25 protein-coding genes and 1 pseudogene are annotated in these 26,195 nt (G+C 46.1%); 17 read left to right on the plus strand and 9 right to left on the minus strand.

The features are described 5' to 3' along the window. The first annotated feature begins 56 nt into the window (after window positions 1–56). Complete coding sequence (locus QUA00_RS24565) at window positions 57–827, plus strand: tetratricopeptide repeat protein (protein WP_333411445.1); 771 nt, start codon at window positions 57–59, stop codon at window positions 825–827. 132 nt (window positions 828–959) lie between these two features. Here QUA00_RS24565 and aroB read toward each other — a convergent pair whose 3' ends face one another. Next, window positions 960–2,054: a 3-dehydroquinate synthase gene (aroB, locus tag QUA00_RS24570; protein ID WP_333391944.1), complete on the minus strand. Its 1,095-nt coding sequence runs from the start codon at window positions 2,052–2,054 to the stop codon at window positions 960–962. A gap of 169 nt (window positions 2,055–2,223) precedes the next feature. On the opposite strand from aroB, the gene QUA00_RS24575 reads away from it, so the two are divergent. Beyond that, a complete protein-coding gene (locus tag QUA00_RS24575; protein ID WP_333411447.1) occupies window positions 2,224–3,414 on the plus strand; it encodes a transposase in 1,191 nt (396 codons plus the stop codon). Between the two features lie 497 nt (window positions 3,415–3,911). Next, window positions 3,912–4,013: a cytochrome b6-f complex subunit PetL gene (gene petL, locus QUA00_RS24580; RefSeq protein WP_333139216.1), complete on the plus strand. Its 102-nt coding sequence runs from the start codon at window positions 3,912–3,914 to the stop codon at window positions 4,011–4,013. A 181-nt stretch (window positions 4,014–4,194) separates the two neighbouring features. Here the strand turns inward: petL and QUA00_RS24585 are convergent, their stop codons facing one another. Further along, the gene (locus tag QUA00_RS24585; RefSeq protein ID WP_333411449.1) at window positions 4,195–4,608 is read right to left on the minus strand and encodes an SET domain-containing protein-lysine N-methyltransferase; all 414 of its coding nucleotides are present in this window, start codon (window positions 4,606–4,608) and stop codon (window positions 4,195–4,197) included. Window positions 4,609–4,892: 284 nt separating this feature from the next. Then, window positions 4,893–5,126, minus strand: a complete 234-nt coding sequence (locus QUA00_RS24590; protein WP_333139220.1) for a hypothetical protein — start codon at window positions 5,124–5,126, stop codon at window positions 4,893–4,895. Window positions 5,127–5,261: 135 nt separating this feature from the next. Between QUA00_RS24590 and QUA00_RS24595 the strand changes: the two genes are divergently transcribed. Beyond that, on the plus strand, window positions 5,262–5,474 hold the full coding sequence (locus tag QUA00_RS24595) for a helix-turn-helix transcriptional regulator (protein WP_333139222.1): 213 nt from the start codon (window positions 5,262–5,264) through the stop codon (window positions 5,472–5,474). Between the two features lie 210 nt (window positions 5,475–5,684). Here the strand turns inward: QUA00_RS24595 and QUA00_RS24600 are convergent, their stop codons facing one another. Both QUA00_RS24600 and QUA00_RS24605 read right to left on the minus strand, forming a co-directional pair. Beyond that, window positions 5,685–7,001 (minus strand): transposase, encoded by a 1,317-nt coding sequence (locus QUA00_RS24600; RefSeq protein WP_333411451.1) that lies wholly within the window; start codon window positions 6,999–7,001, stop codon window positions 5,685–5,687. 259 nt (window positions 7,002–7,260) lie between these two features. Beyond that, window positions 7,261–8,365, minus strand: a pseudogene (locus QUA00_RS24605) (IS630 family transposase). An 82-nt stretch (window positions 8,366–8,447) separates the two neighbouring features. Here QUA00_RS24605 and QUA00_RS24610 point away from each other — a divergent pair. The 11 genes from QUA00_RS24610 (at window position 8,448) to QUA00_RS24660 (ending at window position 20,956) form a co-directional block, all read left to right on the plus strand. Continuing rightward, window positions 8,448–8,660 carry a helix-turn-helix transcriptional regulator gene (locus QUA00_RS24610; RefSeq protein ID WP_333411464.1) on the plus strand — a complete coding sequence of 71 codons (213 nt, stop codon included), beginning with the start codon at window positions 8,448–8,450 and terminating at the stop codon, window positions 8,658–8,660. A 222-nt stretch (window positions 8,661–8,882) separates the two neighbouring features. Next, window positions 8,883–9,473 (plus strand): chromophore lyase CpcT/CpeT, encoded by a 591-nt coding sequence (locus QUA00_RS24615; protein ID WP_333411452.1) that lies wholly within the window; start codon window positions 8,883–8,885, stop codon window positions 9,471–9,473. A 110-nt stretch (window positions 9,474–9,583) separates the two neighbouring features. Further along, window positions 9,584–10,732, plus strand: coding sequence for an NAD-dependent epimerase/dehydratase family protein (locus QUA00_RS24620; protein ID WP_333139230.1), 1,149 nt, complete (start codon window positions 9,584–9,586; stop codon window positions 10,730–10,732). Between the two features lie 377 nt (window positions 10,733–11,109). Continuing rightward, on the plus strand, window positions 11,110–11,754 hold the full coding sequence (locus QUA00_RS24625; protein ID WP_333310519.1) for a DUF4291 domain-containing protein: 645 nt from the start codon (window positions 11,110–11,112) through the stop codon (window positions 11,752–11,754). Window positions 11,755–11,764: 10 nt separating this feature from the next. Next, window positions 11,765–12,898: a glycosyltransferase gene (locus QUA00_RS24630; protein WP_333310521.1), complete on the plus strand. Its 1,134-nt coding sequence runs from the start codon at window positions 11,765–11,767 to the stop codon at window positions 12,896–12,898. 852 nt (window positions 12,899–13,750) lie between these two features. Further along, entirely contained in the window at window positions 13,751–13,966 is a 216-nt protein-coding gene (locus tag QUA00_RS24635; RefSeq protein ID WP_333310523.1) for a hypothetical protein, read from the plus strand. Window positions 13,967–13,980: 14 nt separating this feature from the next. Continuing rightward, window positions 13,981–16,650, plus strand: coding sequence for a GAF domain-containing protein (locus tag QUA00_RS24640; RefSeq protein WP_333310524.1), 2,670 nt, complete (start codon window positions 13,981–13,983; stop codon window positions 16,648–16,650). Between the two features lie 150 nt (window positions 16,651–16,800). Then, complete coding sequence (locus tag QUA00_RS24645) at window positions 16,801–17,943, plus strand: hybrid sensor histidine kinase/response regulator (protein WP_333310526.1); 1,143 nt, start codon at window positions 16,801–16,803, stop codon at window positions 17,941–17,943. A 150-nt stretch (window positions 17,944–18,093) separates the two neighbouring features. Next, a complete protein-coding gene (locus tag QUA00_RS24650; RefSeq protein WP_333411454.1) occupies window positions 18,094–18,924 on the plus strand; it encodes a GUN4 domain-containing protein in 831 nt (276 codons plus the stop codon). Window positions 18,925–19,653: 729 nt separating this feature from the next. Further along, window positions 19,654–20,244, plus strand: a complete 591-nt coding sequence (locus QUA00_RS24655; protein ID WP_333411455.1) for a YdcF family protein — start codon at window positions 19,654–19,656, stop codon at window positions 20,242–20,244. 166 nt (window positions 20,245–20,410) lie between these two features. Next, on the plus strand, window positions 20,411–20,956 hold the full coding sequence (locus QUA00_RS24660) for a GAF domain-containing protein (protein WP_333411457.1): 546 nt from the start codon (window positions 20,411–20,413) through the stop codon (window positions 20,954–20,956). Window positions 20,957–21,222: 266 nt separating this feature from the next. Here QUA00_RS24660 and QUA00_RS24665 read toward each other — a convergent pair whose 3' ends face one another. From QUA00_RS24665 to QUA00_RS24680, 4 genes are all read right to left on the minus strand, one after another. Then, window positions 21,223–21,756 (minus strand): hypothetical protein, encoded by a 534-nt coding sequence (locus tag QUA00_RS24665; protein ID WP_333411458.1) that lies wholly within the window; start codon window positions 21,754–21,756, stop codon window positions 21,223–21,225. 155 nt (window positions 21,757–21,911) lie between these two features. Continuing rightward, window positions 21,912–22,550, minus strand: coding sequence for a lysophospholipid acyltransferase family protein (locus QUA00_RS24670; RefSeq protein WP_333245199.1), 639 nt, complete (start codon window positions 22,548–22,550; stop codon window positions 21,912–21,914). A gap of 242 nt (window positions 22,551–22,792) precedes the next feature. Beyond that, complete coding sequence (locus tag QUA00_RS24675) at window positions 22,793–23,734, minus strand: phosphate ABC transporter substrate-binding protein (RefSeq protein ID WP_333411459.1); 942 nt, start codon at window positions 23,732–23,734, stop codon at window positions 22,793–22,795. A 10-nt stretch (window positions 23,735–23,744) separates the two neighbouring features. Further along, entirely contained in the window at window positions 23,745–24,458 is a 714-nt protein-coding gene (locus QUA00_RS24680) for a PspA/IM30 family protein (protein WP_333139252.1), read from the minus strand. 315 nt (window positions 24,459–24,773) lie between these two features. Here QUA00_RS24680 and QUA00_RS24685 point away from each other — a divergent pair, with 315 nt between their 5' ends. Then, complete coding sequence (locus tag QUA00_RS24685; RefSeq protein WP_333139254.1) at window positions 24,774–25,406, plus strand: helix-turn-helix domain-containing protein; 633 nt, start codon at window positions 24,774–24,776, stop codon at window positions 25,404–25,406. Continuing rightward, the coding region (locus QUA00_RS24690; RefSeq protein WP_333411461.1) for a transposase at window positions 25,366–26,195 on the plus strand (830 nt) is incomplete at its 3' end. The genes QUA00_RS24685 and QUA00_RS24690, both read left to right, overlap by 41 nt.

Raw genomic sequence — 26,195 nt, forward strand, 5'->3', positions numbered from 1 at the left:
GACTCTTGCGGCGCTAGTGAAACCCAGGATATCAACAACACGTTTCCACAAAAAACATGAAAAACGATCGAGAGTTTCCCTGGTTCAAACCTTTGATGTGGATTGCCCCAAGCATTTTGGTGGGTGCAGGAATCTGCAGTGTCGCAGTGGCCGAACCGGCCGGGGCTGAGACAATCGCCCTGCAACTATCGCAAAACTTGCACTCGCAGAACTTGCAACCACAGCGCCGAGGCCCTGCTGTTCGGGAAGTTATGTCCTACGAGATGAAGGGAGACGAACTCAGGATTTGCAAGCAGGAAGGCAACTCCGAGAAAAAGTGCCAAGTTGTAGGTAAAGGCTACACGATGGGTTTGAGAACTGCCAACGACCTTTACGGTCAAGGAAATGCTGTCAATGCCGAAGCTTTGTACCGGCAACTAATCGCTCGCTATCCCAAAGAAGCGGATGCTTATTACAAGTTGGCAACTATGCTGTCGGGGCAAGGTAAAATGAGCGATGCGATCGCTCTATTCCAAAAAGCAATTGAAGTCAACCCGCAGCACGCCAAAGCTCACAACGATTTAGGCGTGGCGATGGCAAGTCAGGGGCAGTTGCCAGAGGCAATTGTTCAGTGGAGACAAGCGGTTAAAATTAACGATCGATATCCCGATGCTTTAAACAATTTAGGAGTCGGTTTGTACCAACAAGGAGACAAGGAAAACCAAGCGGAGGCAGTAGCCAGCCTCACAAAAGCTAAAGAGTTATTTATCAAGCAAGGCAGAACTCAAGCCGCTAACAGAGTAGATAAAATTTTGGAGGAAATTAATTCTCGGTCGAGCGGCTCTTAAGCTGCATTGGTTATTGGTTATTAGTTATTGGTTATTAGAACAAACAAATAACTACTAACAAATAACTACTAACTACTGACTACTGACTACTGACTACTGACTACTGACTACTGACTACTGACTACTGACTTCCTAAAGCATTTCCTTCAAAACTTGTATAATCAAATCCCCATCCACCCGATCGCTCACAGCAGCCTCACCCAAGCGCACGGGCAGCACAAACCGCACCTTGCCATCCTGCACCTTCTTATCGAGTTGCAAAGTATGCAAAATTTCCTCAACATCTACACCCGCCGGCAATTTGGCAGGTAAACCCGCTTTTTCAATTAAAGCAGACTGGCGGCGATCGCACTCAGCATCCCACATTCCCAACTCCACAGCCAACCGGCTTGACGCAGCCATGCCGATAGCCACTCCTTCCCCGTGATTGATCACCTTGTAATTGGTCAAACTTTCCACAGCATGACCAATGGTGTGTCCGTAATTCAAAATCGCCCGCAAACCCGATTCCTTCTCGTCTTTGCTTACCACCTCAGCCTTAGCTTGGCAAGACCTGCTCAAAATTTCTGCCAACAAATCCGCCTTCACATAGCGCATTTGATCCAAACGCTTGCAATTCTCCAACTTCCCGAAAAGTTCAGCATCCCAAATCACCCCGTACTTGATGACTTCCGCCATCGCCGAACGAAACTCCCTCGCCGGCAGAGTTTTGAGTACATCCGGGTCAATCAAAACCAAGCGCGGCTGGTGAAAAGCCCCGATTAAATTCTTCCCTAAAGGATGATTTACCCCCGTTTTGCCGCCGATAGAAGCATCAACCATCGCCAGCAGCGAAGTCGGAACCTGCACGACATTAATTCCGCGCAGCCAAGTTGCCGCCGCAAAACCCGTCATATCGCCAACCACCCCGCCGCCCAAAGCCACCATTGTCGAGGAACGTTCTAAGCGGTTTTCCAAAGCCGCACCGTAAATTTTCTGCACCGAATTTAAAGTTTTGTACTGTTCTCCCGGTGGTAAAATGCAGCTACTGACTTCCAGACCGGCTGATTCGAGGGCTGCTGTTGCTCTTTCGCCGTACTGCCGAAAAATCGACTGATTTGACACCAGTAGCACTTTTTTGCCCAAGCTTAGATCGCCCATCAGACTGCCGAGTTCGTCTAAACCGCCCGATCGCACGCAAACATTGTAAGATTGTGGCCCCAAGTCAACTTTAATTATGGATTGCATATTTATCTAATTTAGATATTAGATTTTAGATTATAGTTCTTATAGGTCTTTTTATCAGGAAATTGGGTTAAAAACCCCGTCCTTCGCTTGACGGCTTTAATTGTAAAGTTTTAATAAGTCACGGAACATCCTATGCTGAACATAGTAGCATAAGGTGGGAGGTAAAACCATGCTAGTTTTCGAGTTTAAAGCATACGGAAAATCAAATCAGTTTACTGCCGTAGACGAAGCAATTCGTACCGCAAAATTCGTCCGCAATAGCTGTATAAGGTATTGGATGGACAACAAAAAGGTGGATAAATATGATTTGAATAAATACTGCGCTGTACTGGCGCGTGATTTTTCCTTTGCTGACGAACTCAACTCAATGGCTAGACAAGCTAGTGCAGAACGAGCATGGTCTTCTATCTCCCGATTCTACGATAACTGCAAGAAGGGTGTTGCTGGCAAAAAAGGCTATCCACAGTTCCAGAAAGATTGCCGATCTGTTGAGTATAAATCAACTGGATGGAAACTTGCCGACGACCGAAAATCAATCAATTTTACCGACAAGAAAGGGATTGGGCGGTTAAAACTCAAGGGGACACGCGATTTGCATTTCTACCAAATTAGCCAAATAAAACGGGTGAGATTGGTAAAACGTGCGGATGGCGTATACGTTCAGTTTTGTATTGATATTGATCGAAAGGAAAACATAGCCCCCTCTGGGAACACCATAGGCTTAGACGTAGGATTGAAGGAATATTACACCGACTCAAAAGGAATTACGGTTGAGAACCCGATATTTTTGCGAAAAGGTGAAAAAGTCCTTAAACGTTGTCAACGTCGGGTGTCCAGGAAAGTAAAAGGTTCAAATAACAGGGACAAAGCTAGGCGGATTCTAGGCAAACGCCATCTCAAAATAAGTAGGCAGCGTAAAGACCATGCAATGAAGCTTGCACGGTGCGTAATCTCATCAAACGATGTAATCGCTTACGAAGATTTGAGAATAAAAAATCTGGTGAAGAATCATTGTTTAGCTAAGTCTATTAACGACGCATCTTGGTATCAGTTCCGTGTCTGGCTTGAATACTTTGGAAAAGTATTTGAAAAGATTACGGTTGCGGTGAATCCGCAATATACCAGCCAAGAATGCTCTAGCTGCGGTGTAATTGTCAAGAAAACGCTATCTACTAGAACGCACGTGTGTAAATGTGGGTGTGTAATGGATAGAGACGAAAACGCGGCTAGAAATATCCTTAGTCGAGGATTGGGTACGGTAGGGCATACCGGAACTTTTGCGCTTGACGCAAGCAACGCTTTAGGAGAATCAATCTCTACTTTGGCTGGAGAAATCCTGCCTCAGCAAATTGGCTCGTAGATTAAAGAATCCCGGTGCGTTTACGCGCCCGGAGTGTCAATGATTGTTTTGGAGAAATTGCAGTCAGCGCCCCGCACTGAAGTAACGGGCTTGATGCCTACAACTTCAGTTAGTTGACCAGCCAAGCGTCTTAACTGACTAAGTTTTTTGAGTCACGACAGCGGGAGAATGCGTAGCTAGTTCCCCGCTCTGTCGTCAGTGGTTAAACAGTTTTACTCTTAGGTAAGACAGCGCTGCTGACCTAACAAGCTCACTAAACATTGGCGCGTGCTAACATTACCCCGAAAGGGAGGCTCTAAGAAAGAGCAAACCATTATGCGTACAGGGTGAAAGGTTTGAAGCAGTAATTGTCCTGTTGAAAGTTTATTACAAAAGAACCCGGAACTAAGTAATTCCAAGGCGGTAAAGGTGTAAATTATTTAAGGCGGTTGAAACCGCTCGTATCGTTTCCCTCTCAGGTCTAAAGACGCTGAGGAACCCACTTACCGAGGATTTTTATGACTCTTAGCGGAATAATAACTTATTTCGGGCTTTTTGGCGGCATGATCGGCTTGGCGACAGTCCTGATGTTTGGTCTGCGGGCTGTCAAACTCATCTAATTTGCTAATTTAGATGCCTCAACCAGAGGATTTAATCTCTGGCAAAAGTATCGTTTGGGCGAAGTATTTGCGCGAAAAATCTCTAGTTTTATCTGTAGATAGATCGCGCAAGTGCTTCCTCCTATAAAACTTTATGCTAGTATTAACTAATTCAATAAATCCAGTACGCAATTGTAACACTTTAACTAGATTGTATGGTGCGTGTCAGAGTGATTTTCTGAATGCCATGACGTATAAAATAAGTATCATCATAACAGTTATAGTTGCAAACAAGTTCTTCTCCCTCGTAGATGTCAACTGCTGCAACGTCTCGTCGCAATGTCGAAAGAATATTAGGAGACTCCGAACAATGATTGATGAAACGTTGATCGTCAAAGCAAAGAACATATCTACAGAGGATATTGTCAAAATAGGCATATTTTAGGAACTGTTCTTTTGCTGAAGGAGACATACGTTCAACATCAGCCTCTTCATAAGACGTATCGAAGTATGGAGAGTATTCCCAGGTAACAGTACCTTTGGGAATAAACTGCGCTGCGAAAAGACCAATAGCATGAATAAAACTGATGCCAAGTTTTGTCTTAACCAGTAGCATACCGTTTTATTCTCCTGTTATGAAAATAAGCAACAAAATGCTGCTTAAAACTATCAACACCACAACTCTATCACCTACATCCAAATGAAGAAACTGGCCGTTCACTATAGCGCTTCTAATTGAAATCGGAAATATTATAGAGTATAATAGAGTAAAAAAAAACGAAAAAAAAATTATCCGCTTAAGGATGATAATTTTAGCGTGGAGTCTGGCTAGGGGCTGACTTCTGGGTTATAACACAGGAGCGATCGCACTTGCTATAAAACACGATCGCTCCTGATTAATTACAAGATTCGTTCTAATTGAGTCGATCGCACTTCTGCCAATTTCTCAGCCCCTGTCGTATCAAAAACGATCGCGTGTTTAGCCGTCGGCAACAACCGCCGTAAAATCTGTATGTATCCATCCGCATCGCCCCGGCGGTGGAACCGAGCAACCACCAATCGCTGCATATTTGGCAATTGTCGCACGATACACCAGGGATGAGTGTTTAATTTGGGCTTGGATGTTGGTATCATAGGGTAATCCTTCCCCGCAAACGCGGGGTGTGATAGAAAAGGCGATCGCCCTTAAGTTTTCGAGGCTAGGAGGGCGATCGTTTTTAGTGTACATAGATATCATATGTTGCATACGCATCAATGTCAAGTTAAAACATGGGATACGTTAGACTGCGGATTCGAGAACTAGCTGAGCAAAAGGGTTGGACACTAAAGCAAGTTGCGGATCGATCCGGAGTTAATTACAACACTGTCAGAAGCTACGTTCAGCGCGATGCTTTGAATACAGCCGATCTTTCTGCTGTTTACAAAATTGCCCGCGCCTTCGACGTGACAATGGAAGATTTGGTCGAGATTTTGGAAGATTGAGGGCGCACCAATGGGGCGAGTTCGACTAAAGATTCGAGAGTTGGCAGAAGAAAAGGGCTGGACGCTGCAAGACGTGGCAGATCGCCAAGAGGGTCAATTACAACACGGTTAAAGGGTACGCTAGACGCGATGATGGGATGAGTATGGTCGATCTGAGTGCCGTTCAGAAGATCGCCCTTGCTTTTGATGTCATGAGTCAACTACCCAGCATCAAGCGGAGTACCGCCGGAGATGTGGGCTTGTATCTGAGCTCCACCGCAATTGGGACAATCTTTGCAGAATCTCAGCTTTAGTTTCACGGCCCGACACATTAGGGGATGCTGACAAGCTCCCCGTACTCGTCCAGTCCTGCCGGACAAGCAACGTTCTCATGGCAATATTCCGCGCACCCACCAAATCAGCATGAAGCTCGTGTCCGCAACATTCACAGCGAAACAATAGCCCTTTTTTTGGTCTATTGCCTGCTGATGTGTGTCCGCACTTTGGACAGCTTTGCGAAGTATAATGAGCTGGGACTTGAGTAGCTAAAGAGCCGTTCAAATTAGCTTTGTAGTCAATATAGCCGTGCAATTCGGCAAACGACCATTTAGCTTTATTTCGATTAGCTCTTCGCTGTTTATTGCTAGCCTTTTTACCAGACTTGGACTTAATTCTCTCCCGAACTCCGGTTAGGTTTTCCAGTCCAATCAAAGTATTAGGTTTGGCAATATCCTTGCTAATTTGGTGGTTCACGTCAGCGATAAACCGTCTTTCTCTTCCCGACAAAGCAATTAGTCTGCGCTTTGCCGAACGAGTGTCTTTACGCTGAAGAGTTTGTCTAGCTTTATGATAGCGGTTGGCTTTATGTCTAGCTTCTGAACCTGAGTAGAAATTAGACTTGTTTTGTAAGTCTGTTTCTACGGCTAAGTAGCGCATCCCCACGTCAACGCCAGAAATTCTGGTTATTTTCAGTGGGTCGAGCTCAGGGGTTTCTACCTCAATACTTACCATCAAATAGTAAACCTTAGAGGAACGCTGATAGACAATTTTAGCTGCTCCAAACTTGGAACCCTTGGCAATCAAATCCAGATGCTTGTTGTAGCCATCATACGAAACTACTATTCTACCAGCTAGGGTAATAATACTCACCCTCTGCTCGGATTTGAACGAGTAGTCGCGCTGATAATTCAAGGTACAAGTTCGAGAAATATACTTAGGGGGCTGGTCTAGTCCTTTGTACCTTTTCTTGGTGTACCCTTTGGCAATAGCATCGTTAGATTGTTTTACCTTAGTCCAGAGTGTTTTGTAGGTTGCCGACACTTGTCTGGGTACATTGCAAGCCATCTGAGCGCCCAGCCCAAATCGAACACGCAATTCGTTGTAAACAGCCTTTTGCAACTTAGCGCCATTGCTGGTTTTGTTCGCATCAAAAGCAACTCGCGAAGTATGATTCAAGGCATCGCGATAAGCCAAGGTAGTCTGAGACACCAAACCTTTGTGCTCGGCATTCAGGTTTAGTTTTAGCTTGGCGGTGATTATTTGAGGCATCACTTTCACGAACGCTGAGAAAATTCTATCTCGTGAAGATGGCAAAAGCAAGTGGTGTAGCAAAAATTATTTGTTCGCTCATCGACCGCCCCTCACCTTCGGACACATAAAGTCATCGGTTTGGTTCGGGGCGGCTCTCCTGGCTCACGCAAATTCCTCCCGACGCTCACCTGGGTACAGGTAGAGCGCGGGACTCCTTTTGGTTTAGTTGAAGATTTGGTCGAGTTTTTGGAATAAGCTGTTCGACATCTAAACTGCATTAACTCGCGTTACCTTTATTTTTTATTTTTCGGTTCCATTTCATAATTAGTCCTCCTTCATTTAACAGTTTATGTAACAGTGCTTCTAGTTTTTCAATGGATTCAAATAATCTATTAGCAACATATTCCTTGGCGGAATGCCATACTAATTCAATTAAGTTATAGTCAGGGCTATACTTTGGCAAAAACTCTATGATTAGATTCGGCATCTCTGACGCTATTTTCTGCAAAGTCTCTGCTTTTTTATGAAAACTAGCGTTGTCCAAAATTATCACAAACTTACAGCCCTTATCTTTAAAGTCTTCTGCTAAATTTCCTTGCAATATCCACTCGGCTTTTAAATCTTCATAAAAAGTTTTCAGCACAGCATAAAAATTAGCAGAATTACCAGATGGAATAAAATCTACCCATCTTTTTTTGTCTGAGTATCTCACTCCACCCATAACATTAATACGACCTTTTCGTCGGTCTCCTCTTTTATTACTTCGAGTACCCTTTTTACACCAGTTTTTCCTTCTAATTACTCTTAAACTAAATCCACTTTCATCCCAAAACCATACCTGCAATAGGTTTGGAGATTCTTTTTCTATTCTTAAATACTCAGCTAATTTATCTTTAAATAAACCCCTTTCTACGGCATTTTGCTTATCCTTCAAGCTGTATTTAGCCCAAAGGTAAACATACTTTTTTGATTTTAAAATTCTCCTTACTTGGGTACTACTCAGCTCAATTCCCGTCTGCTCTCCTAGATATATTGCAAGTCTAGCTGTTGTCCATCTTCCGAACTCATAACCATATTTTTCAGGATCTACTTCAACTGTTTCTAAAAGTAAATTAATGTATTTCTCTGTAGCTTTTCGGTAATTACCCTTCATCCTGTTATCTTTAAAACTGTCTAAATTTTCATTCCTCACCATGAACGCTCCAATAGGCAACTTTTCTGAGAGAACATCCAATTAGTTCAGCAGTTTGAGCTTGTGTATTTCCGTTATTTAGTAATAAAAATATTAAAGCTCTTTGTCGAATATCTGGATGCACATGGTCTTTTAATGCTTGTTGCAGAGTTTCCTTTGTTTCTGAACTGAGGAAGTTTTTAGTAGGCATTGACTTTTTCGGAAAATTATCATATTCTACCATACAATATGCGTTTTAGATGCTGAACAGCTTAGTAAGGGCGATCGCGCTAATGGGATATGTTAGATTGCGGATTCGAGAACTAGCTGAGCAAAGAGGTTGGACGTTCAAAGAAGTTGCCGATCGCAAAGGAGTCAACTACAACACAGTAAAAAGCTACGGGAGGCGCGATGCTTTGAATACAGTCGATCTTTCTGCTGTCTACAAAATTGCCCGCGCCTTCGACGTGACAATGGAAGATTTGGTTGAGGTTTTGGAAGATTGAGGGCGAACCAATGGGGCGAGTTCGACTACAAATTCGAGAGTTGGCAGAAGAAAAGGGCGATCTCGCTAATGGGATACGTTGATTAATGCCGTACTTATCGCCGCAGTTTCTTTACTTGTTCGTAAACCATATAACTACCTTCTATAGCCGATCGCCCGCTATCCCCTAAAATAATTTCTACTCCCTCAATCCAAAATCGAAAATCCAAAATCTAAAATCGAAATGACTCATTCCACCGATATCGTCACCCTCGCCCGCTGGATGGCCGCCGACTTCAGCAACCAAGCCCAAGCCTTTGAAAACCCGCCCTTCTTCGCCCACATCCGCGTGTGCATGAGGCCTTTGCCCGTCGAAGTTCTGGATGGGCTCAGCTTGTACCTAGAACAAGCCTACGATATTGAACTGAATGTACCGTACCGAGTCCGAGTCTTAAAATTAATCCCGGTGGGCGATCGAATCGACATCGAAAATTATGCCATAGAAAACGAAGAACAATTCTACGGCGCTGCCCGCGACCCGCAACGGCTGCAAGAAATCAAAAAAGAACAACTGACACTACTTCCCGGCTGCACCTTTATTACGCAGTGGACGGGCAACAGCTTCAAAGGGTCTGTCGAACCAGGAAAAGGCTGCATGGTGGTCAGAAAGGGCAAAAAAACCTATCTAGACAGCGAATTCGAGATTGACCAAGACAAATTTATTAGCCACGATCGCGGACGTGACCCAGAAACCGACGCCCACGTCTGGGGAGCCCAGGCCGGCCCCTTTGAATTCACCCGCAGGGCCAGTTTCGCCGACGAAATTCCGGTTTAATCTAAAAAAACAGACTCCTTCCTAGGCGAACACGGTTGATTAAAGGTTCAGAATGCACCAATACCTGATACATTAACCCAGTATTGGCAAGCAAGATTCACCGTTGATTTATGAAAGTCCTGGTTATTGGTGGCGATGGCTATTGCGGTTGGGCAACCGCACTCTACCTTTCTAACAAGGGTTACGAAGTTGGCATCCTCGACAGCTTCGTGCGACGGCACTGGGATCTGGAACTGTGCAGCGACACCCTCACTCCCATCGCACCGATTCAGCAAAGACTCCAGCGATGGCAAGATTTAACGGGCAAGTCGATCGACTTGTTCGTCGGTGACATCACCAACTACGATTTTCTCAGCAAAAGCATGAGAAAATTTGCACCAGAGGCGATCGTCCATTTCGGCGAACAGCGTTCGGCACCTTTCTCAATGATCGATCGCGAACACGCAGTCCTCACTCAAGTCAATAACGTCGTCGGGACACTCAACCTGCTGTACGCCATCCGCGAAGACTTCCCCGACTGTCACCTAGTGAAATTGGGGACAATGGGCGAATACGGCACGCCGAATATTGACATTGAAGAAGGCTACATTACGATCGAACACAACGGCCGCAAGGATACACTACCCTATCCCAAACAACCAGGCAGTTTCTACCACCTGTCAAAAGTCCACGACTCCCACAACATCCATTTTGCTTGCAAAATCTGGGGTTTAAGAGCCACCGACTTAAATCAGGGCGTCGTCTACGGCGTGCTCACAGATGAAACAGGCATGGACGAACTGTTGATCAACCGTTTGGACTACGACGGAGTATTCGGTACAGCCTTGAACAGATTTTGCATCCAAGCTGCGATCGGTCATCCTTTGACGGTTTACGGCACTGGCGGACAAACCCGCAGCTTCTTAGACATTCGGGATACCGTGCGGTGCGTGGAATTGGCGATCGCCAACCCTGCCGAAGCCGGACAATTCCGTGTCTTCAACCAATTCACCGAACAATTCAGCGTCGGCGACTTAGCCTCCTTGGTGCAAAAAGCAGGGATGGCTATGGGATTAAAAGTAGAAATCAACCACCTCGAAAATCCCAGAGTCGAGAAAGAAGAACATTATTTCAATGCCAAAAACACCAATTTGCTAGACCTCGGTTTGCAACCGCACTATCTCTCAGATTCCCTGCTCGATTCTCTGCTGAATTTTGCTACAAAATATCAGCACCGTGTCGATAAAAACCAAATTTTGCCGAAGGTTTCTTGGAAGTAAGTTCGGGCCTCTATCTGCGGGGAAAGAGCTTTTTAACGAACCGCGAAGGCGCGAAGGGCGCGAAGTAAGAGAAAAGAAGGGAAGAGAGGAGAAGGGTTCGCAAGTTCTGAATGGATTTGGCTGTATATTACGATAATCTATCTTTTTTATCTCTTTCTCTGTGTCCTCTGTGTCCTCTGCGGTTAATTAAAAAATTCCATAACGAAGCCCCATTTGCCTCTGGAACAGAAATATTAATTGCCAGAACAGCAAAGGAAATTCACAGAATTAATTGCTTTGCCGAAGGTGTGGGATTGCTTTGAGGCGGGATAATTGTAGGGATAGGAATTCACGGAGTTTGTATGTTGCCCCCAGAAACATCACGAGAGTAATTAGTTGTGGTGAAGCTGCTAACAGAGCCCTACTTAAACCAGGCAAGTAAATGGCCGAAAACAGGTCGTCACATTCTGGCACAATTTGATGAACATACGGTCGTAGTGTACCAAGCCTACCGTCCGGCGATCGGTCATTTTGCCGCGGAAAATGGTTATTTCGGCGGGGAATTCAGCCTGAATCGTATGAGTTGGATTAAGCCAAATTTTCTATGGATGATGTATCGATCGGAATGGGGAACAAAACCCGGACAAGAAGTAATTCTGGCTATTTGGCTGAAGCGCTCGGCTTTTGACGAAATTTTAGCATCTGCTGTCCATTCTAATTTCGTTCCAGCAGTGTATGGAAGCGAAAAAGAATGGCAACAAGCTGTTAAAAATTCGGCTGTACGGCTGCAATGGGACCCGGACCATCACCCAAATGGATCGAAAATGGATCGGCGGGCAATTCAACTCGGTTTGCGCGGCAGTGTTTTAGCTCGTTACGCGCGAGAATGGATTGTTAAAATCGAGGATATTTCCCAATTCGTACAGCAACAGCGTCAATATAATGGAGGCGATAGCACGCAATTACTGACTCCCTGCGAGGCAGTGTATCCTGTCATCGACCCCGACATCTTCCAGAGGCTAGGATTATCATCGGTTTCCTAAACAATTTATTATGAGAATCGCTCTTTTCACTGAAACTTTCCTGCCGAAAATAGACGGCATTGTCACTAGACTGATTCACACTGTAGATCACTTGCAGCGCGCGGGCGAACAAGTTCTGATATTTTCTCCAGATTACGGGATTAAAGAATACAAAGGCGCACGAGTTTACGGTGTGGAGGGTTTGCCTTTGCCGATGTACCCGGAATTGAAAATGGCACTTCCTTCTCCGGCTGTCGGTCGCCAATTAGAGCAGTTTAAACCTGATATTATTCATGTTGTCAATCCCGCTATTTTGGGATTGGGCGGTATATATTACGGGAAAAAGTTCAACATTCCGATTTTGGCTTCTTATCACACGCATTTGCCCAAATATTTGCACCACTACGGTTTTGGAGTCCTCGAACCTTTATTGTGGGAATTGCTCAAAGGTGCTCACAACCAAGCAGAACTGAATTTATGTACTTCTACAGCAATGGTAGAAGAATTGAGAACCCACGGCATTGAGCGGGTAGATTTGTGGCAGCGGGGTGTAGATACTGAAATGTTTGTCCCGGAATTGGCAAGTCGAGAAATGCGATCGCGCCTTTCTGCAAATAACCCAGACAGCCCCCTGCTGCTGTACGTCGGCCGCCTCGGTGCAGAAAAAGAAATCGAACGCATCAAACCAGTCCTCGCAGCGATTCCCGATGCCCGCCTCGCCTTAGTGGGAGACGGCCCGCATCGGCAAACCCTGGAACAATATTTTGCCGGTACACCCACCAATTTTGTCGGCTACCTCAAGGGGCAAGAACTCGCCAGAGCTTACGCATCCGCCGACGCCTTCATTTTTCCCTCCCGCACCGAAACCCTGGGCTTAGTGCTCCTAGAAGCAATGGCTGCGGGGACGCCTGTAGTGGCGGCGCGCAGCGGCGGAATTCCCGATATCGTCACCGACGGTGTTAACGGATATTTATTTGACCCCGCCGACGAAGAAGGAGCACTCGCCGCCACTAAGCGTCTGTTTGCGAATCCCGAAGAACGGGAAACCCTGCGCCACAACGCTCGCCGAGAAGCCGAACGCTGGGGTTGGGCCGCCGCCGCCGCACAACTGCAGCGGTACTATCAATCAGTGGTGTTTGCCGAGTCTATGCCCAGAGCGGCCTAAATGTCAGGATCTGTAGCACCTTTAAACATCGCCGCCAGCTTAGCTTGGCTGTTCGATCGTCAGTTGGTATTGAATAGGGATGTTTTCAAAGACCGATCGAACTTTTTTGCTGCATAAATTACCGTCGTTATCCTGCTGTTTTCGTATAGTAAACGAATTCTTGTAAACTCTTAGAAGATAGCGGTAGACATTGGTAAGCTGTTAGTCATTTAAATTTATTGCCTCAACCCCTTGCAGTATGGGGTCTGGCCCACAAATAGTGCAGTTTGAATGTCGAACAGCTTAGTATGTAATAGGATAGGCTACCGTTTAAAACCAGCGCCGAAGCATCGGACTAAGCGAAAAAGTTTCGTAGTAAGCGTAACGGATCAGCCCCCAAAAGCGTAACGCATTGAATAGCGCTTTCAATATTTTGTTGAAAGCTTTGAGAGATACCTCCCTATTAGGGATCGCTAAAAGCGATGCCTGATCTGCCATACACAGTATATCGAGGCGCAATCCTGGATTTACCGGGTTAAATGTATCTGTTGCGTTTACCATTAAACTATGAGTAAGCTCTGTAGGAATGCCTTGCGCGCTGCTTTCATAGCGCCCTTTACCTGACCGGATACGGTCGCCGAGTGCGCTAAAACTGTCACACCGCGCGCTGGGGCCGAGCACAGAGCGTCAAATCCACACTGCACTCTCGATCGAACTAAAGCCTGTCACCTAATTTTCAGGCCTTCTGTTTTGCGAACTCAAGTTCAGCTTGAATTGACGAACCCTCATCAGTAAGCTGTCGCGCCTTTTAATTGCATATTCAGGGCGGGCGGGACGCCCAACCCCTACTCCCCACAAGAGTTAGATTGTTTTTTGACAGACAATTTAAATGCCGCAACAGCTTATCGAGGTTGGAAAAAAGATCGATCGAGCATACATAACAAGCAAACTGAAGTTGCGTGCGCCACTTTTGAACTCACGATTCATCAAAACGACAAGCGAGTGCCGATGCGCTGGCAAACAAATTCAAGAGTTTGCACCGCCGCCGAATCTAGCGCCGATCGACCTGCGGTCAGTCTACCCCTCTGAGCAAGCAGTTAATCATGACATTCTCCAATACTGGTAGCGTTCTGGCTACACTGACTCAAGTCAATTTTATGGGGGCATTGACCTCCCGTGTTAAGAGCCTGCCAGTTCCTGAATTAGTGTGCCTGCTGGACTTTATCACGGCTGAATTTCAGCAATTTATCCGGGCGATGGACCTGATTAACAATGAAGCACTCGAAAGTCTCTTAGAGCAACTTTTAGATGCCTTCACTGTCAAAATTGGTCAAATTTTGCAAGCAGACCGGACAACTATTTTTTTGGTTGACTCCAACAAAAATCAACTGTGGCACAAAACAGCCGATCCACTTACGGGCGAAGATGTAGAAGTTCGCTTGCCTATGGATGCAGGCATTTTAGGCTACGTAGCAACAACCGGAAAATCGATAAATGTCGCCGAAGCTCGATCGCACGAGTATTTTAATACCGAAGTAGACGAACCACCGGGCTACCAGATCGAGACCATGCTGTGTATGCCGATTTTTAGCAGCAAGAGCCAACAGGAACCCGTGGCGGTGGTCAGACTGTTAAATAAAGCTGGCAAAGTCTCCTTTAGCGAGGAAGACGAACAGCAGTTCCAGGCTTTTGCAGATTCGATCGGGATTATTCTCGAAAGCTGTCAGTCTTTCTACGTCGTGGCCCGCAACCAGCGAGGGGTTGCCGCACTTTTGAGAGCGACCACGACTTTGGGTCAAAGTCTTGACTTGGAAACCACTTTGCGCTCTGTCATGGATCAAGCTCGCGACTTGATGCAGGCCGATCGCAGCACGCTATTTTTGTTAAATCGGGAAACCAACGAACTTTGGACAAAATTAGCTAAGGCTGACGGCACAACGATGATGGAAGTCCGCCTTCCTGCGAATAGGGGAATTGCTGGCTACGTGGCTTCGACTGGTCAACCTCTAAATATTACAGATGCTTACGACGATCCCCGCTTTGATCCCTCTACAGACCAGCAAACGGGATACCGCACTCGGACTGTCTTGTGTATGCCGGTGCATAACGCTAAAGGTGAGCTGATCGGGGTAACTCAGCTAATTAATAAGAACCAAGGTACTTTCACCCCTTCCGACGAAGAGTTTTTGCGAGCGTTTAATTCCCAAGCAGGAATGGCGTTGCAAAATTCTCAACTGTTTCAGAACGTGATGGTGGAAAAGCAGTATCAGAAAGATATGCTGCAAAGTCTTTCTGATGCAGTGATTTCCACTGATTTGAAGGGGCGAGTGGTGACTATCAACGAAGCAGCCCTAGAATTGTTGGGCTGTCCGGTAAATCAAGCTAAAAGCAAACCAAATCCCCAGATTTGGGAAGATAAACTGGTGAATCGCTATGTTTGGGAAGTTGTGCCGATCGAAAATTTGCAATTTCGACTCGAAGACAGTCTCAACAATGCTGCCAGACATTACGTTCCCGAACAAAGTTTAACTGTGGGACTGTTGGTAGAAAAAACGCTCAATTCTCAACAAAAAGAAGAAGAAGAAGAAGAAGAAGAAGAAGAAAGTTATATTTTGGCCGTGCCCGATCGCACTGATCCTAATTTATATTACGCTTGGGGCGAAAACCGCGCGTGGACTGAGGAAGTAGCGCTGGCAGAATTAGCTAATGCCCAATCTCTATTTGCGCTGCGAAATTCTGCCCTGTATCACCCTTATTGTCCGCTGCCCATCCCCGCCGCTCGAATAAAAGTAATTGAACGTAGTTTGAATTTGACTGTCAACCCGCTGCTCAATCCAGAGGGCGGCGTGCGTGGCGGTTTAGTGGTACTCGAAGACATCAGCCACGAAAAGCGGATGAAAAATACGATGTACCGCTACCTGACTCCTGGAGTCGTAGATAAAGTGATGGCCTTGGGTGAAGGCGCCCTGATGGTGGGCGAACGCAAAGAAGTCACTATTTTATTTTCCGACATTCGCGGCTATACCACGCTGACCGAAAATTTGGGAGCGTCCGATGTGGTATCCCTGCTGAACGAATATTTTGAGACGATGGTGGAGGCCGTTTTCCACTACGAAGGCACTTTAGACAAGTTTATCGGCGATGCTTTAATGGCGGTTTTCGGCGCGCCCCTGCCGCTGAATCCTCCGGAAAGTCACGGTTGGATGGCGGTTCAGTCGGCTTTAGATATGCGCCGCCGTTTGAAAGAGTTTAATGATTCTCGCCCCGGTGCAGATCCGTTTCGCTTCGGAATTGGGATTAGTTCGGGAGAGGTGGTTTCGGGAAATATTGGTTCCCAAAAGCGGATGGATTACACGGTAATCGGGGATGCGGTGAATTTGAGTTCGCGCTTGGAACAGCTTACAAAGGAGTACGGCTGCGATATAATTTTGAGCGAATTTACATACAGTTTGTGTCGCGAAGGGATTTGGGTGCGAGAGTTGGACAAGGTGCGGGTTAAGGGAAAAAATCAGCCGGTGGGTATTTACGAGTTGCTGCAAAATAGTTCTGAACCCATTGATGGGGAAACCGTTCGGTTTTTGGAACTTTACAGCAACGGTCGGGATGCTTATATTGCTAGAAATTTTCACAAAGCTATTAATTGTTTTGAAGCGGCTTTAGCTATGCGACCGAACGATCGACCTGTGGAAGTTCACCTCGACCGATCCCTAAGCTATTTGGAAGTACCCCCGCCCGATGATTGGGACGGCGTGCATACTATGACAACCAAGTAGTAGATTATATTACATCCGAGTGCTCAAAAGTAAAAAGATTTGATAAACTTTTGATATATTCCTTATGACAGAGTTAAGAAGTGGAAAAATGTGAAAACATAAATCGGATGCCATATTAAAGTTAGTATTTATTTCCAGGCTAACAATTAAATGAGTTATTTATCTGTTCCGAATGCCACAAAAGCCGATCGGATTCTGGTGGTAGACGACGCACCAGATAATGTTTTGTTGGTTCAGACAATCCTAGAAGAAGAAGGTTACGAAATTAGCACCGCCGAAAACGGCTTTTCTGCCTTGAGTCAAATTGACAAGTCAGCCCCGGATTTGGTACTGCTAGACGTGATGATGCCGGGAATGGATGGTTACGAAGTCACTAAACGAATCCGAGACAATAAGGAATTGCCCTTTATGCCGATTTTGCTGATCACTGCTCACGACAGTGCCAGCGTAGTGCAGGGATTGGACATGGGAGCAGACGATTTCATCCGCAAACCAGTCGAAATGGACGAACTGCTGGCGAGGGTACGATCGCTCCTGCGGCTAAAACACAGCGTAGACGAGCGCAATTCGATCGCCCTCCAGCGCGAAGATTTTGTCTCCAGACTCGCTCACGACTTGCGGACGCCCCTCGTAGCAGCCGATCGAATGCTAAGTTTAATGCAGCAGGGAGCTTTGGGAGAAATTTCGCTTCCCATGCGCGACGCTTTCGGGACGATGGTTCGCAGCAACAAAAACCTGATCGCGATGGTAAATATGCTGCTGGAAGTCTACCGCTACGAAGCAGGCCGCAAATCCCTAAGTTTCGCTCCAGTGGACTTGCGCCAGCTTATTACTGAGGTAGCTGAAGAACTAGCTCCGCTAGCGGATGCTAAAGGTTTGTCGATAAATTTAGACTTGACAGAAAGTGCAGAAAGTGCACCGATTGCGAAGTATCCGGGCGATCGTCTGGAACTGCACCGCTTGCTAACAAATCTCATCGGAAATGCGATTAAATTCACCGACAATGGCTCAATAGATGTCAGCTTAAAAGCTGCCAATTCACCTGCTTATACGAGCTTCAAAAACCAACCGCTGGCATGGGTAATCATAGAAATCAAAGACACCGGCGCCGGCATTTCTCCCACCGAACAAGCAAAGTTATTTGAAAGGTTTAGCTCGGGAACTCACAAGAAATCCAGCACAGGTTTGGGGCTACACCTGTGCCGCCAAATAGTCGAAGCTCACCGCGGCACGATCGAGGTAGAATCAGAGTTGGGCAAAGGCAGTTTGTTTACTATTCGCTTGCCTTGTTAGAACAGTATAATTTACCCTAACTTTGGGGTGCGAAAGGCGCACATTAGTACAGATAAACTGTAATTCTAGGGTGTTCCGTGCGTACCTAATCGAATTAGGGTTAATTTACCATATGTCCTATAATTACTTGGCAACCGAATTTATGGCAATATGTCTAACTGTCCAGTGTGCGGTGCTGAATACAGAGAAGAAAAAGCAGAGTTTTGCTCGATTTGCGGCTGGGATGTGACTCCCTACCCGCAACGTGCTAAGCCTTCCAAAACTTATTTAAAAAAAGAACAAGTTAGATTGCAGTGGGCCAAACAAATGTGGGAATTGACCCGCACTCAACAAAATTGGTCAGCTAAATTTGATGAGTTGCATGGGGAATTGCAGCAAGGTGCGATCGCCCGCACGTACCTGCAATCTCAGTTAGAATGGGTTCTGTACCGCCTCGAACAACTAAACCCCGAATTGATTGTCAGCACTCTACTGCGACTAGAAGACAAAATCGGCGGTATACCTGCCACAACTCCGGCTATTTCCGAAGTGGGGATGGACTACCGCCAACTGACAAAGCTATTAGAAACTGGAAAATGGCGCAAAGCTGATGAACACACTTGGGAAATCTTGCTGCAAATCGCTGTCAGGGAAGACGAAGGCTGGCTGAGTGCAGCCGATATTGACAGTTTTCCTCCTACAGACCTTCGCACGATCGACAAACTTTGGCAACAATACAGCAGCGGGCGGTTCGGGTTGAGCGTGCAGCAGCAGATTTGGGAAAGTACCGAGGCAAATTATACTGAATTTTGCGATCGCGTCGGCTGGCGAGTCAAGGAAAATTGGAAATATTACAGCGAGCTCTCCTTCAACGAAGATGCTCCCCTGGGACATCTCCCCGTCACCGCATGGAGACAGCGCGCCTGTTACGGTGCTGGTAAACTCACCGCAGCAGAAAACTTTGCCCGCATCGCTGCGAAACTCGCAACTGGCGATCGGTAATCATCAAAAAAAAATCAAAATCGACATTAACTGCTATAATCAAAACGGTTTAGCAACTGGGGCTGTGGCTCAGATGGATAGAGCAAGCGCCTCCTGAAGAATCGGGCACCCTGCGAGGAAACTCTAGGAGTGAATGTGGTCAAATTTGGTGAAACCTAAAGAGTTCGTGGGTTCCTATGACTCTAAGGCAATACCAAGCCAAGCCTGAGTTCAGGGCGATTAAACAATCGCCTATATTGAAATCAGGAAGGTTTAGAGACTAGACGGTCACCACCTAAAAGCTGCAAGCATATGGTGAAGGTATAGTCCAGAGAGTGGGGAAACTCACACAAATCTGAAGCGCTAGGCCGCCGGTTCGAACCCGGCCAGTCCCGTTAAAAACCAAGAAAAATTAACAGCAGGAGGGGTAAGCCTAAGTTTTGCCCCTCTTTTTTGCATATCCGCTAACGAATTCGCCCACAGACGAATACTTGGTTGAACACGAGGACTTACGCAGAACCTCTATAGAATCCATCGGAAATCTAAAATCTGAAATCTCAAATCTAAAATCACCTGTTTCAGCCCACCACAAGCGTAGAGTCAATCTAAAATCTAAAATCTAAAATCTAAAATCTATGATCCCCCGACCCTTTTTTAATTTTTAATTTTTAATTCCTGTTAGTGGGCTATACGTGCGGTATTTTTTGCTATGGTTCCTTTGTGAGTTACATAAAATTTTTATAGGTTTAGATGTGGTTAAGAATCAATTCAAACACGCGGCGTTACCAGCCTTTGAATACTTCACGCAGTTTTTGGTTCCTAGTAGGGCTTTTGATGGCGTTTTGGTTTGGCTACCAGCAGCTTAAGAGCGAATTTCAGAGACCCCAAGCTGTGTTAGTTCTAGGTGGGGCTATTGAGCGAGAGGTGTTTGCCGCCAAATTTGCTCTGGATCACCCTGAATTGCCGATTTGGGTGTCGTCTGGCAGCAATCCTGAGTTCGCGGAATGGGTGTTTTCAGAAGCCGGAATTGAGTCCGATCGCGTGCACTTAGACTACAGAGCAGTGGATACGGTAACAAATTTTACTACGCTGGTAGATGAATTGAAAGCTAGAGGGATTGAGAGCGTGTATCTGATCACTTCAGACGATCATATGCGGCGAGCTCAGATTATCGGCGAAATCGTGCTCGGCAGTCGAGGCATTAGTTTTAAGCCTGTGGCAGTTCCGTCTGGGCGAACCCCCGAACCGGTGGAAAAAGCTGTTCGCGACGGCGCTAGGGCTATTCTTTGGCTGACAACCGGTTATACAGGTGCTAACTTCAGCCAAGCCAGAATGGAATAAACAAAGGAAAGCATTGAGCAAGTTTTAAATTTTTTCCCATTCCCTCTGCTTTTAAAACTTCTCTCCTCTAGCGATTTAACAAACCGCGAAGACGCTGATGACAAATTCGTAAAAGAAGAGAAGGAGTAGTTTAAAATTAATAGATGAACTTCAAAAGCTAAAGTTAATGACTGAGCAAATTCTGCCGCAAGTTCTGGATAAAATTTTGAGTGACAGCAAAACGCCGGATGCTGTTTTTTCGGCTTTGGTGCCGGCTTTAGGCGAGGTGTTAAATTGCGATCGGGTTTTTCTCTACCTCCGCAATCCTAAAACGCAAATGGGCAGAGTACCTTACTGCTGGCGTCGCAACTCCAACATTCCAGAGGTTTGGGACGCAGAATGGAAAAAAGAACCAGAATCTTTAGGGGAAGAAGACCCTTTGTTTGCAGCCGCTTTGCGAACTGAACCTTCGATTTTTGTTGAGGATGTTGAAACAGCAAATCCTGAAGTTGTTAACAAAGATTTTGAGGCAAAAGAGTTCGGACATCGAGCTTTGATTCACGCTCACCTTTGTGCTGACGGCTTATTGTGGGGGGTTTTGCAGCCTTGTATGTTCGATCGCCCCAGAGTTTGGACTGACTTCGATCGCCAAGTTATCGCAGCAGTTACAGAAAAAATTTCGCCTTTAGCTGTCGCTTATGTCACCGCCTCAGCATCAAAAGATGAGCGATAAAAATCAATAATTTACCTGTAGGGATCGCGTGGGCAATGAATGAATGTCAACTTAAGACTAAAACCCGGTCTCGATCGGGGTTTTAGCCGAATCTCAATGCCCTTCCAGGCAGACGAAAGACCGTTTCCGGTTCCCCCCTGTTTAAGTTAGGGGGGATCGATGCGCTAATTTTCACACAAAAGTCTGGTACTAAATTTGAGCTGATTGTTCTCACCAATGGTGAGGTGTGCATCGCCCTAGGGATAGACTTGGTGCACAATTCTTGTTTAAAAAACGCCCCAATTTTGAATGCCCCGACCACTGAAAATCCCTTGAGCCCGACTAATATCATCCTCAGCGCCATCTACTACCACCAAATAATCGCCGGCCCGCAGGCGATCCGTGTAAATTCTCGCTGTTTCTTCGGGAATTCCCAAGTCAGTCAAGGCTTTCACCACTCCACCGAAATTCGCAGCCGCGACGCCAGTGCTTGCTACGGTAGCCACCAGTGAGGCGCCGAAAGTCCCCGCTGCAATCATCGGCCCGATTCCGGGAATAGCTAAACTTCCGAGACCAACTAGGAAGCTGGCTAAAGCACTATTTGTCAGAGTTTCTCCAACCACTGCTGATCCTGTGTCTAGATTTTTCTCGCCCACCTGAGTGCTAGTTTGAGTATCGCCTACAGACTCACCTGCATCCCTAGCAACAACCGAAACTTTATCCATTGGAAACCCGGAAGATTTCAATTCTGCCAGAGCTTGCTCGGCATCTTCGCGGTTAGAAAACAATCCCAACGCGCGGGTTTGATTGCTTGTTACCATATCTTTCTTCTTATCCCCTGTCAAATTAAACTCAAATTCAAGCCTAATTATTGCGCTTGTTTTTCAATCACGTATATTGATATTTTTCGATGTTTATCTTCAGCATTCATCTATCTGTAGATATAACCTGAAAAACAGCAACAAAAGTTATAAAATCAGCGACCCAAATCGTGCATGGCATTAATCTCGATCGCACATCTTTGAGTCAGCGCTTGCAACTCCTCGCGATCCGAGGAACCGGGCGCTTCAATTAGCTTGCCAATTCGCACCGTCAGCGGCACCGGACGCGGCATTCCCGAACCTTTCGACGAAATCGCGTGAGTTCCCCACAAACTAACAGGCAACAGCGGCGCTTTTGCCTTAGCAGCTATCAGCGCAGCACCTAATTTAGGTTCAGTAATTCTGCCGTCTGGCGTGCGAGTTCCCTGCAAAAATACACCCGTCGCCCAGCCATTTTCCAAAGAGTTGATAGCCGATCGAATTGCACTGCGGTCGGCACTTTCGCGTTTCACAGGATAAGCACCGTAAAGCGTAATTGCCTGCTTCAAAATAGGAACTTTAAATAACTCTTCCTTTGCCATAAATGCGACGGGCCGCCTCATGCAATTCGACAAAATCGGCGGGTCAAAATCGCTGGCGTGATTGCTGACTACCACCAGTGGCCCTTCTGTCGGAACATTTTCTGCACCGTAGATGCGGCCCCGAAAGTACAGGTGCAGCATCGGGCTGACAATTGACCATTTGAATAAATAGTAGAGAAGTAAACTTTCGACTGGTTCGCGACTTTTGCTCACAGAAAAACCTTAAATTTTAAATTACATCGAATATTAGCCTATCAGATCGAGTCCGTTTGAGATTATTCGGCGGTTGAAACCGCTTCTTGTCAAACGAAGTCCGCCTGCGCGGACTGAAGAATATAGTCCGCGCAGGCGGACTTTGCTTGTGTAGCGCCAGAATTTATTCTGGCGGACTATTTGCTTGTGTAGCGCCAGAATTTATTCTGGTGAATTCCTGAATTTCAAAACTTTGCAAAGGCTCAATTTCCAGCCAGCATAGCTTTCTGTCCTTCCGAAGAAGTCGCGTAGCCCAAGAAATCCTTAACTGCTTGGCTAGGAGGATTTTTGTAGGCGTAGTACAACTGGCGTTTGTAAGGATAGTTACCCGCATCCGGCGTCGCACCGTTAACGGGAACAACGCGCACCGTTCTCTGATTGGCTACTTGAGCGAAAGTCGCATAGCCAATGCCGTTGTTGCCTAAAGCTTGCAGCAGGGGAGTTGTAGCATCTCGATCGAGCGTGGTAATATTTGCCGTCGTACCAAACTTGCCACCTCCGAGCACTTGTTCTTTAAACGTTTGGTGAGTGCCACTAACTGCCGGTCTGTTAATTACTTTAATCTGGCCTGCCGGGCCGCCGACTTTCGACCAGTCTTGAACATTTCCCTTGAAGATATCTTGAACTTGAGCGGAGGTTAAACCTGCTTTGAAGGGGTTGTTAATGCCGACTACAGGGGCGATCGTATCTAGGGCAACGGGCACAGCAGCCAAACCCTGACCTTGTTCTTGAGCCGTCAAAGGTCGCGATACCGCTGCAATATCGGCTGTTCCCGCCGCCAAATCCTGAATTCCTTTTTCAGAACCGTTCGCTTTGGTATCGACTCTCGTGCCGGAAAATTTGCCTTGAAAGCCGTTCTTGAGGTTCTGATTGATTGTCACCATGCTGGTGGAACCGTCGATTCTCACCGCCGTACCCGCAGGAACAGAAGCTGGAAGCGCAAAGGAACTAGCTGCAACAGGCGAAGCGCCGCCAACTACGGGTGCGACGGGAAGTGGGACGCCATCGCCTGCAGGTGTGGGAGTGGGGGGATTGTTACTAACATCTTGCGATGCTGGTTTGTTGAGAAAAAAGAACCAACCGCCACCGGCTAGCAAGAGAAATAACAGGATAAAAACTATGGGGGGAGGCCCGCTCTTAGCCATAAAATTGTCCTTAGCTGGGAAGTTCTTTGTTGTTGGAGTCGTCTAACATTTGTAGCCTGCGATTAACTTCATCGTCTAAGGTCATATTGTCTAATTCTGCCTGAAGTCTTTCTTGGGGATTCTCAGAGAGTTCTGCTAAAGCTTGCTGTTGGAGGTGGCGGCCGTGGACGGCGTTTTTGGCTTGCTCAAATTGCGATCGAGCTGAATCTATACTGAGGTCGTTGTTGACTTTGGATATGGCTCCGAGGGCTTCGTTAATCTCGGCCATATCTTTCATATTTTGCATATCGGTTTTGTAGGCTTCCAGCTTCATCCGTTCTCGATTTAGCTTGTCTTTGGAAGCGTTGACGTATTGTTCGGCTTGTTTTACTTGGGATTCTAATTGCGGCAGGATTTGTTCTGTCTGAATTACCTTCGCCATTGCCAAGCGGGCTGCTTCTTCGTTGCCGTTGCGCTGGGCTGTGATGGCTTGGCGCTCTACGGTTTGCATTTCCCTAACTTTTTCTTCATATTTAGTTTTGGCGCGCTGGTAGGCTGCAACTTGGGTGGAGACTGCTACTGCTAGCTTTTGCACTGATTCTTGCATCGATCGCAGTGACTCTTCGGCTACCGCCACCGACACCTGGCCGCCGGATTCCACGGGCAGTCCCCACATCCAGTTCCACGCACCTACTATGGTTCTGCCTGCCTTGTCGCCCATCAACCAGTAAAGGACTTTTTTCATATAAACATCCAGATAAGCTTGGTTTTTACGCCTAGTCTACATCAGGATTTGGCGATCGCCCCGTCAGGTCGATCGATTTCTCGATTTTTGATTAACTAACAGCCGGGAAGTCCCTCGGTATATTTAGAGGGGACGCATCTGAGCGCTGCGCGAAGTACCCCGAATAAATTACGCCCGCGTGATGGAAAGAAGCGTCGGATGTCGCGGACGGAAGCCGACAACTAGATTTTGCGAAAACCTTAACTTTTAAAATACGTTCTAAATATTGTAGTAGGAAAATGGTATATTAAAGTAGGTCGAAAAAAGAAGTTTTTTATGCAACTCACATATAAGTACCGCCTCAAGCCAACCAAGCCCCAACTAGCAACAATTGCTACTCATCTAGAACTCTGTCGTAGGCAGTACAACTACCGTCTGGGCGAAAGATTTAGGTGGTGGGAGTCCACGAGAACACCTATCAACGCCTGTCCTTTAATTGTTTCTATAGTCCCGATTGAGGAAATTTATCAAGATATCCCCTTAACTAGGGTGCAAACTAGGGACGGCAGAAAAAAGGATGAGTCAGGCAATCCTTTGACCAGGAAAGGTGACGTTTTCTCGAACATTGAAGGCGGATATGTACAGTGGCAAACCATACAATTGGCTGACCTAAAAAACACAAAAAAGCTATTTCCTGATTACAAAGTGTTAGATTCTCAGGTTTTGCAAGATGTCGTCAACAGAGTGGAAACTTCTTTCTCAAACTTTACCACGCCCGACAAAAATGGCAATCGTAGAGGTAAGCCCAGATTCAAAGGGCTTCATTACTACAAATCTTTCACTTATCCTCAACTAGACAATCTTGATATTGTTAAGGACGAGCCAGATAGAATTTGTATTAGCCTCGCAAAAATAGGTAAGCGTGCCTATGGTTTTCCATCGTCCAATACCAACAGGATTCAAGGTTAAGACGGGTACAGTTATCAGAGAAGCGGATGGGTGGTATATTTCCTTGACGCTAGAAGATAAAACAGTTCCCGTAACGGTTGCAGAAATTCAGCCGACGGTCGAAAATACTATTGGTATCGATCTGGGGATCACTAATTACGCTGATCTTTCTAATGGTGAAAGAGTTGAGAATCCTAGATTCTTGAGGAAGTCGACCCAGAAATTAGCAAGGCTTCAAGCGAAGTTAGCTAATAGAGTTAAAGGTTCCAAGCCTTGGAAAATCATCAAGGACAAGATTTCCCAACTCCATCAGTTCGTAGCTAGAGCTAGATTAGATTTTCAGTTTAAAACTGCACATGAGCTATTCGGTAAATGTGATGTTTTAGTTGTTGAAGATTTGAGTGTCAAAAATTTAACTAGACGTGCCCGGCCCAAGACTGATGTTGAAAATGGTAATTTGGTTTATTTGCCGAACGGTCAGTCAGCTAAAAGTGGCTTGAATAAATCCATGCTTGATGCGGCTCATGGGCAATTCGCCAGCGTCCTAAAATATGTCGCCTGGAAATTGGGTAAAAGCATTTTGTTTGTCGATCCAAGAGGAACTTCTCAACATTGCTGGAATTGCCTCAACAAAGTACCGAAAGAATTATCGGAGCGGTGGCATTCTTGTCAATGCGGAGAATTTTTGGATCGAGATAAAAACTCAGCTAAGCTTATAAAGAGAATTGGTCTAAGTTACGAAAGTGGCGGGGGAACTCCGTCACTCAAAAAAGCCTTTGAAAAAAAGGAAAAAGAAGCCTGCGGTCTAAC

It is taken from the genome of Microcoleus sp. T2B6 (assembly GCF_036700475.1).
Classification (GTDB): domain Bacteria; phylum Cyanobacteriota; class Cyanobacteriia; order Cyanobacteriales; family Microcoleaceae; genus Microcoleus.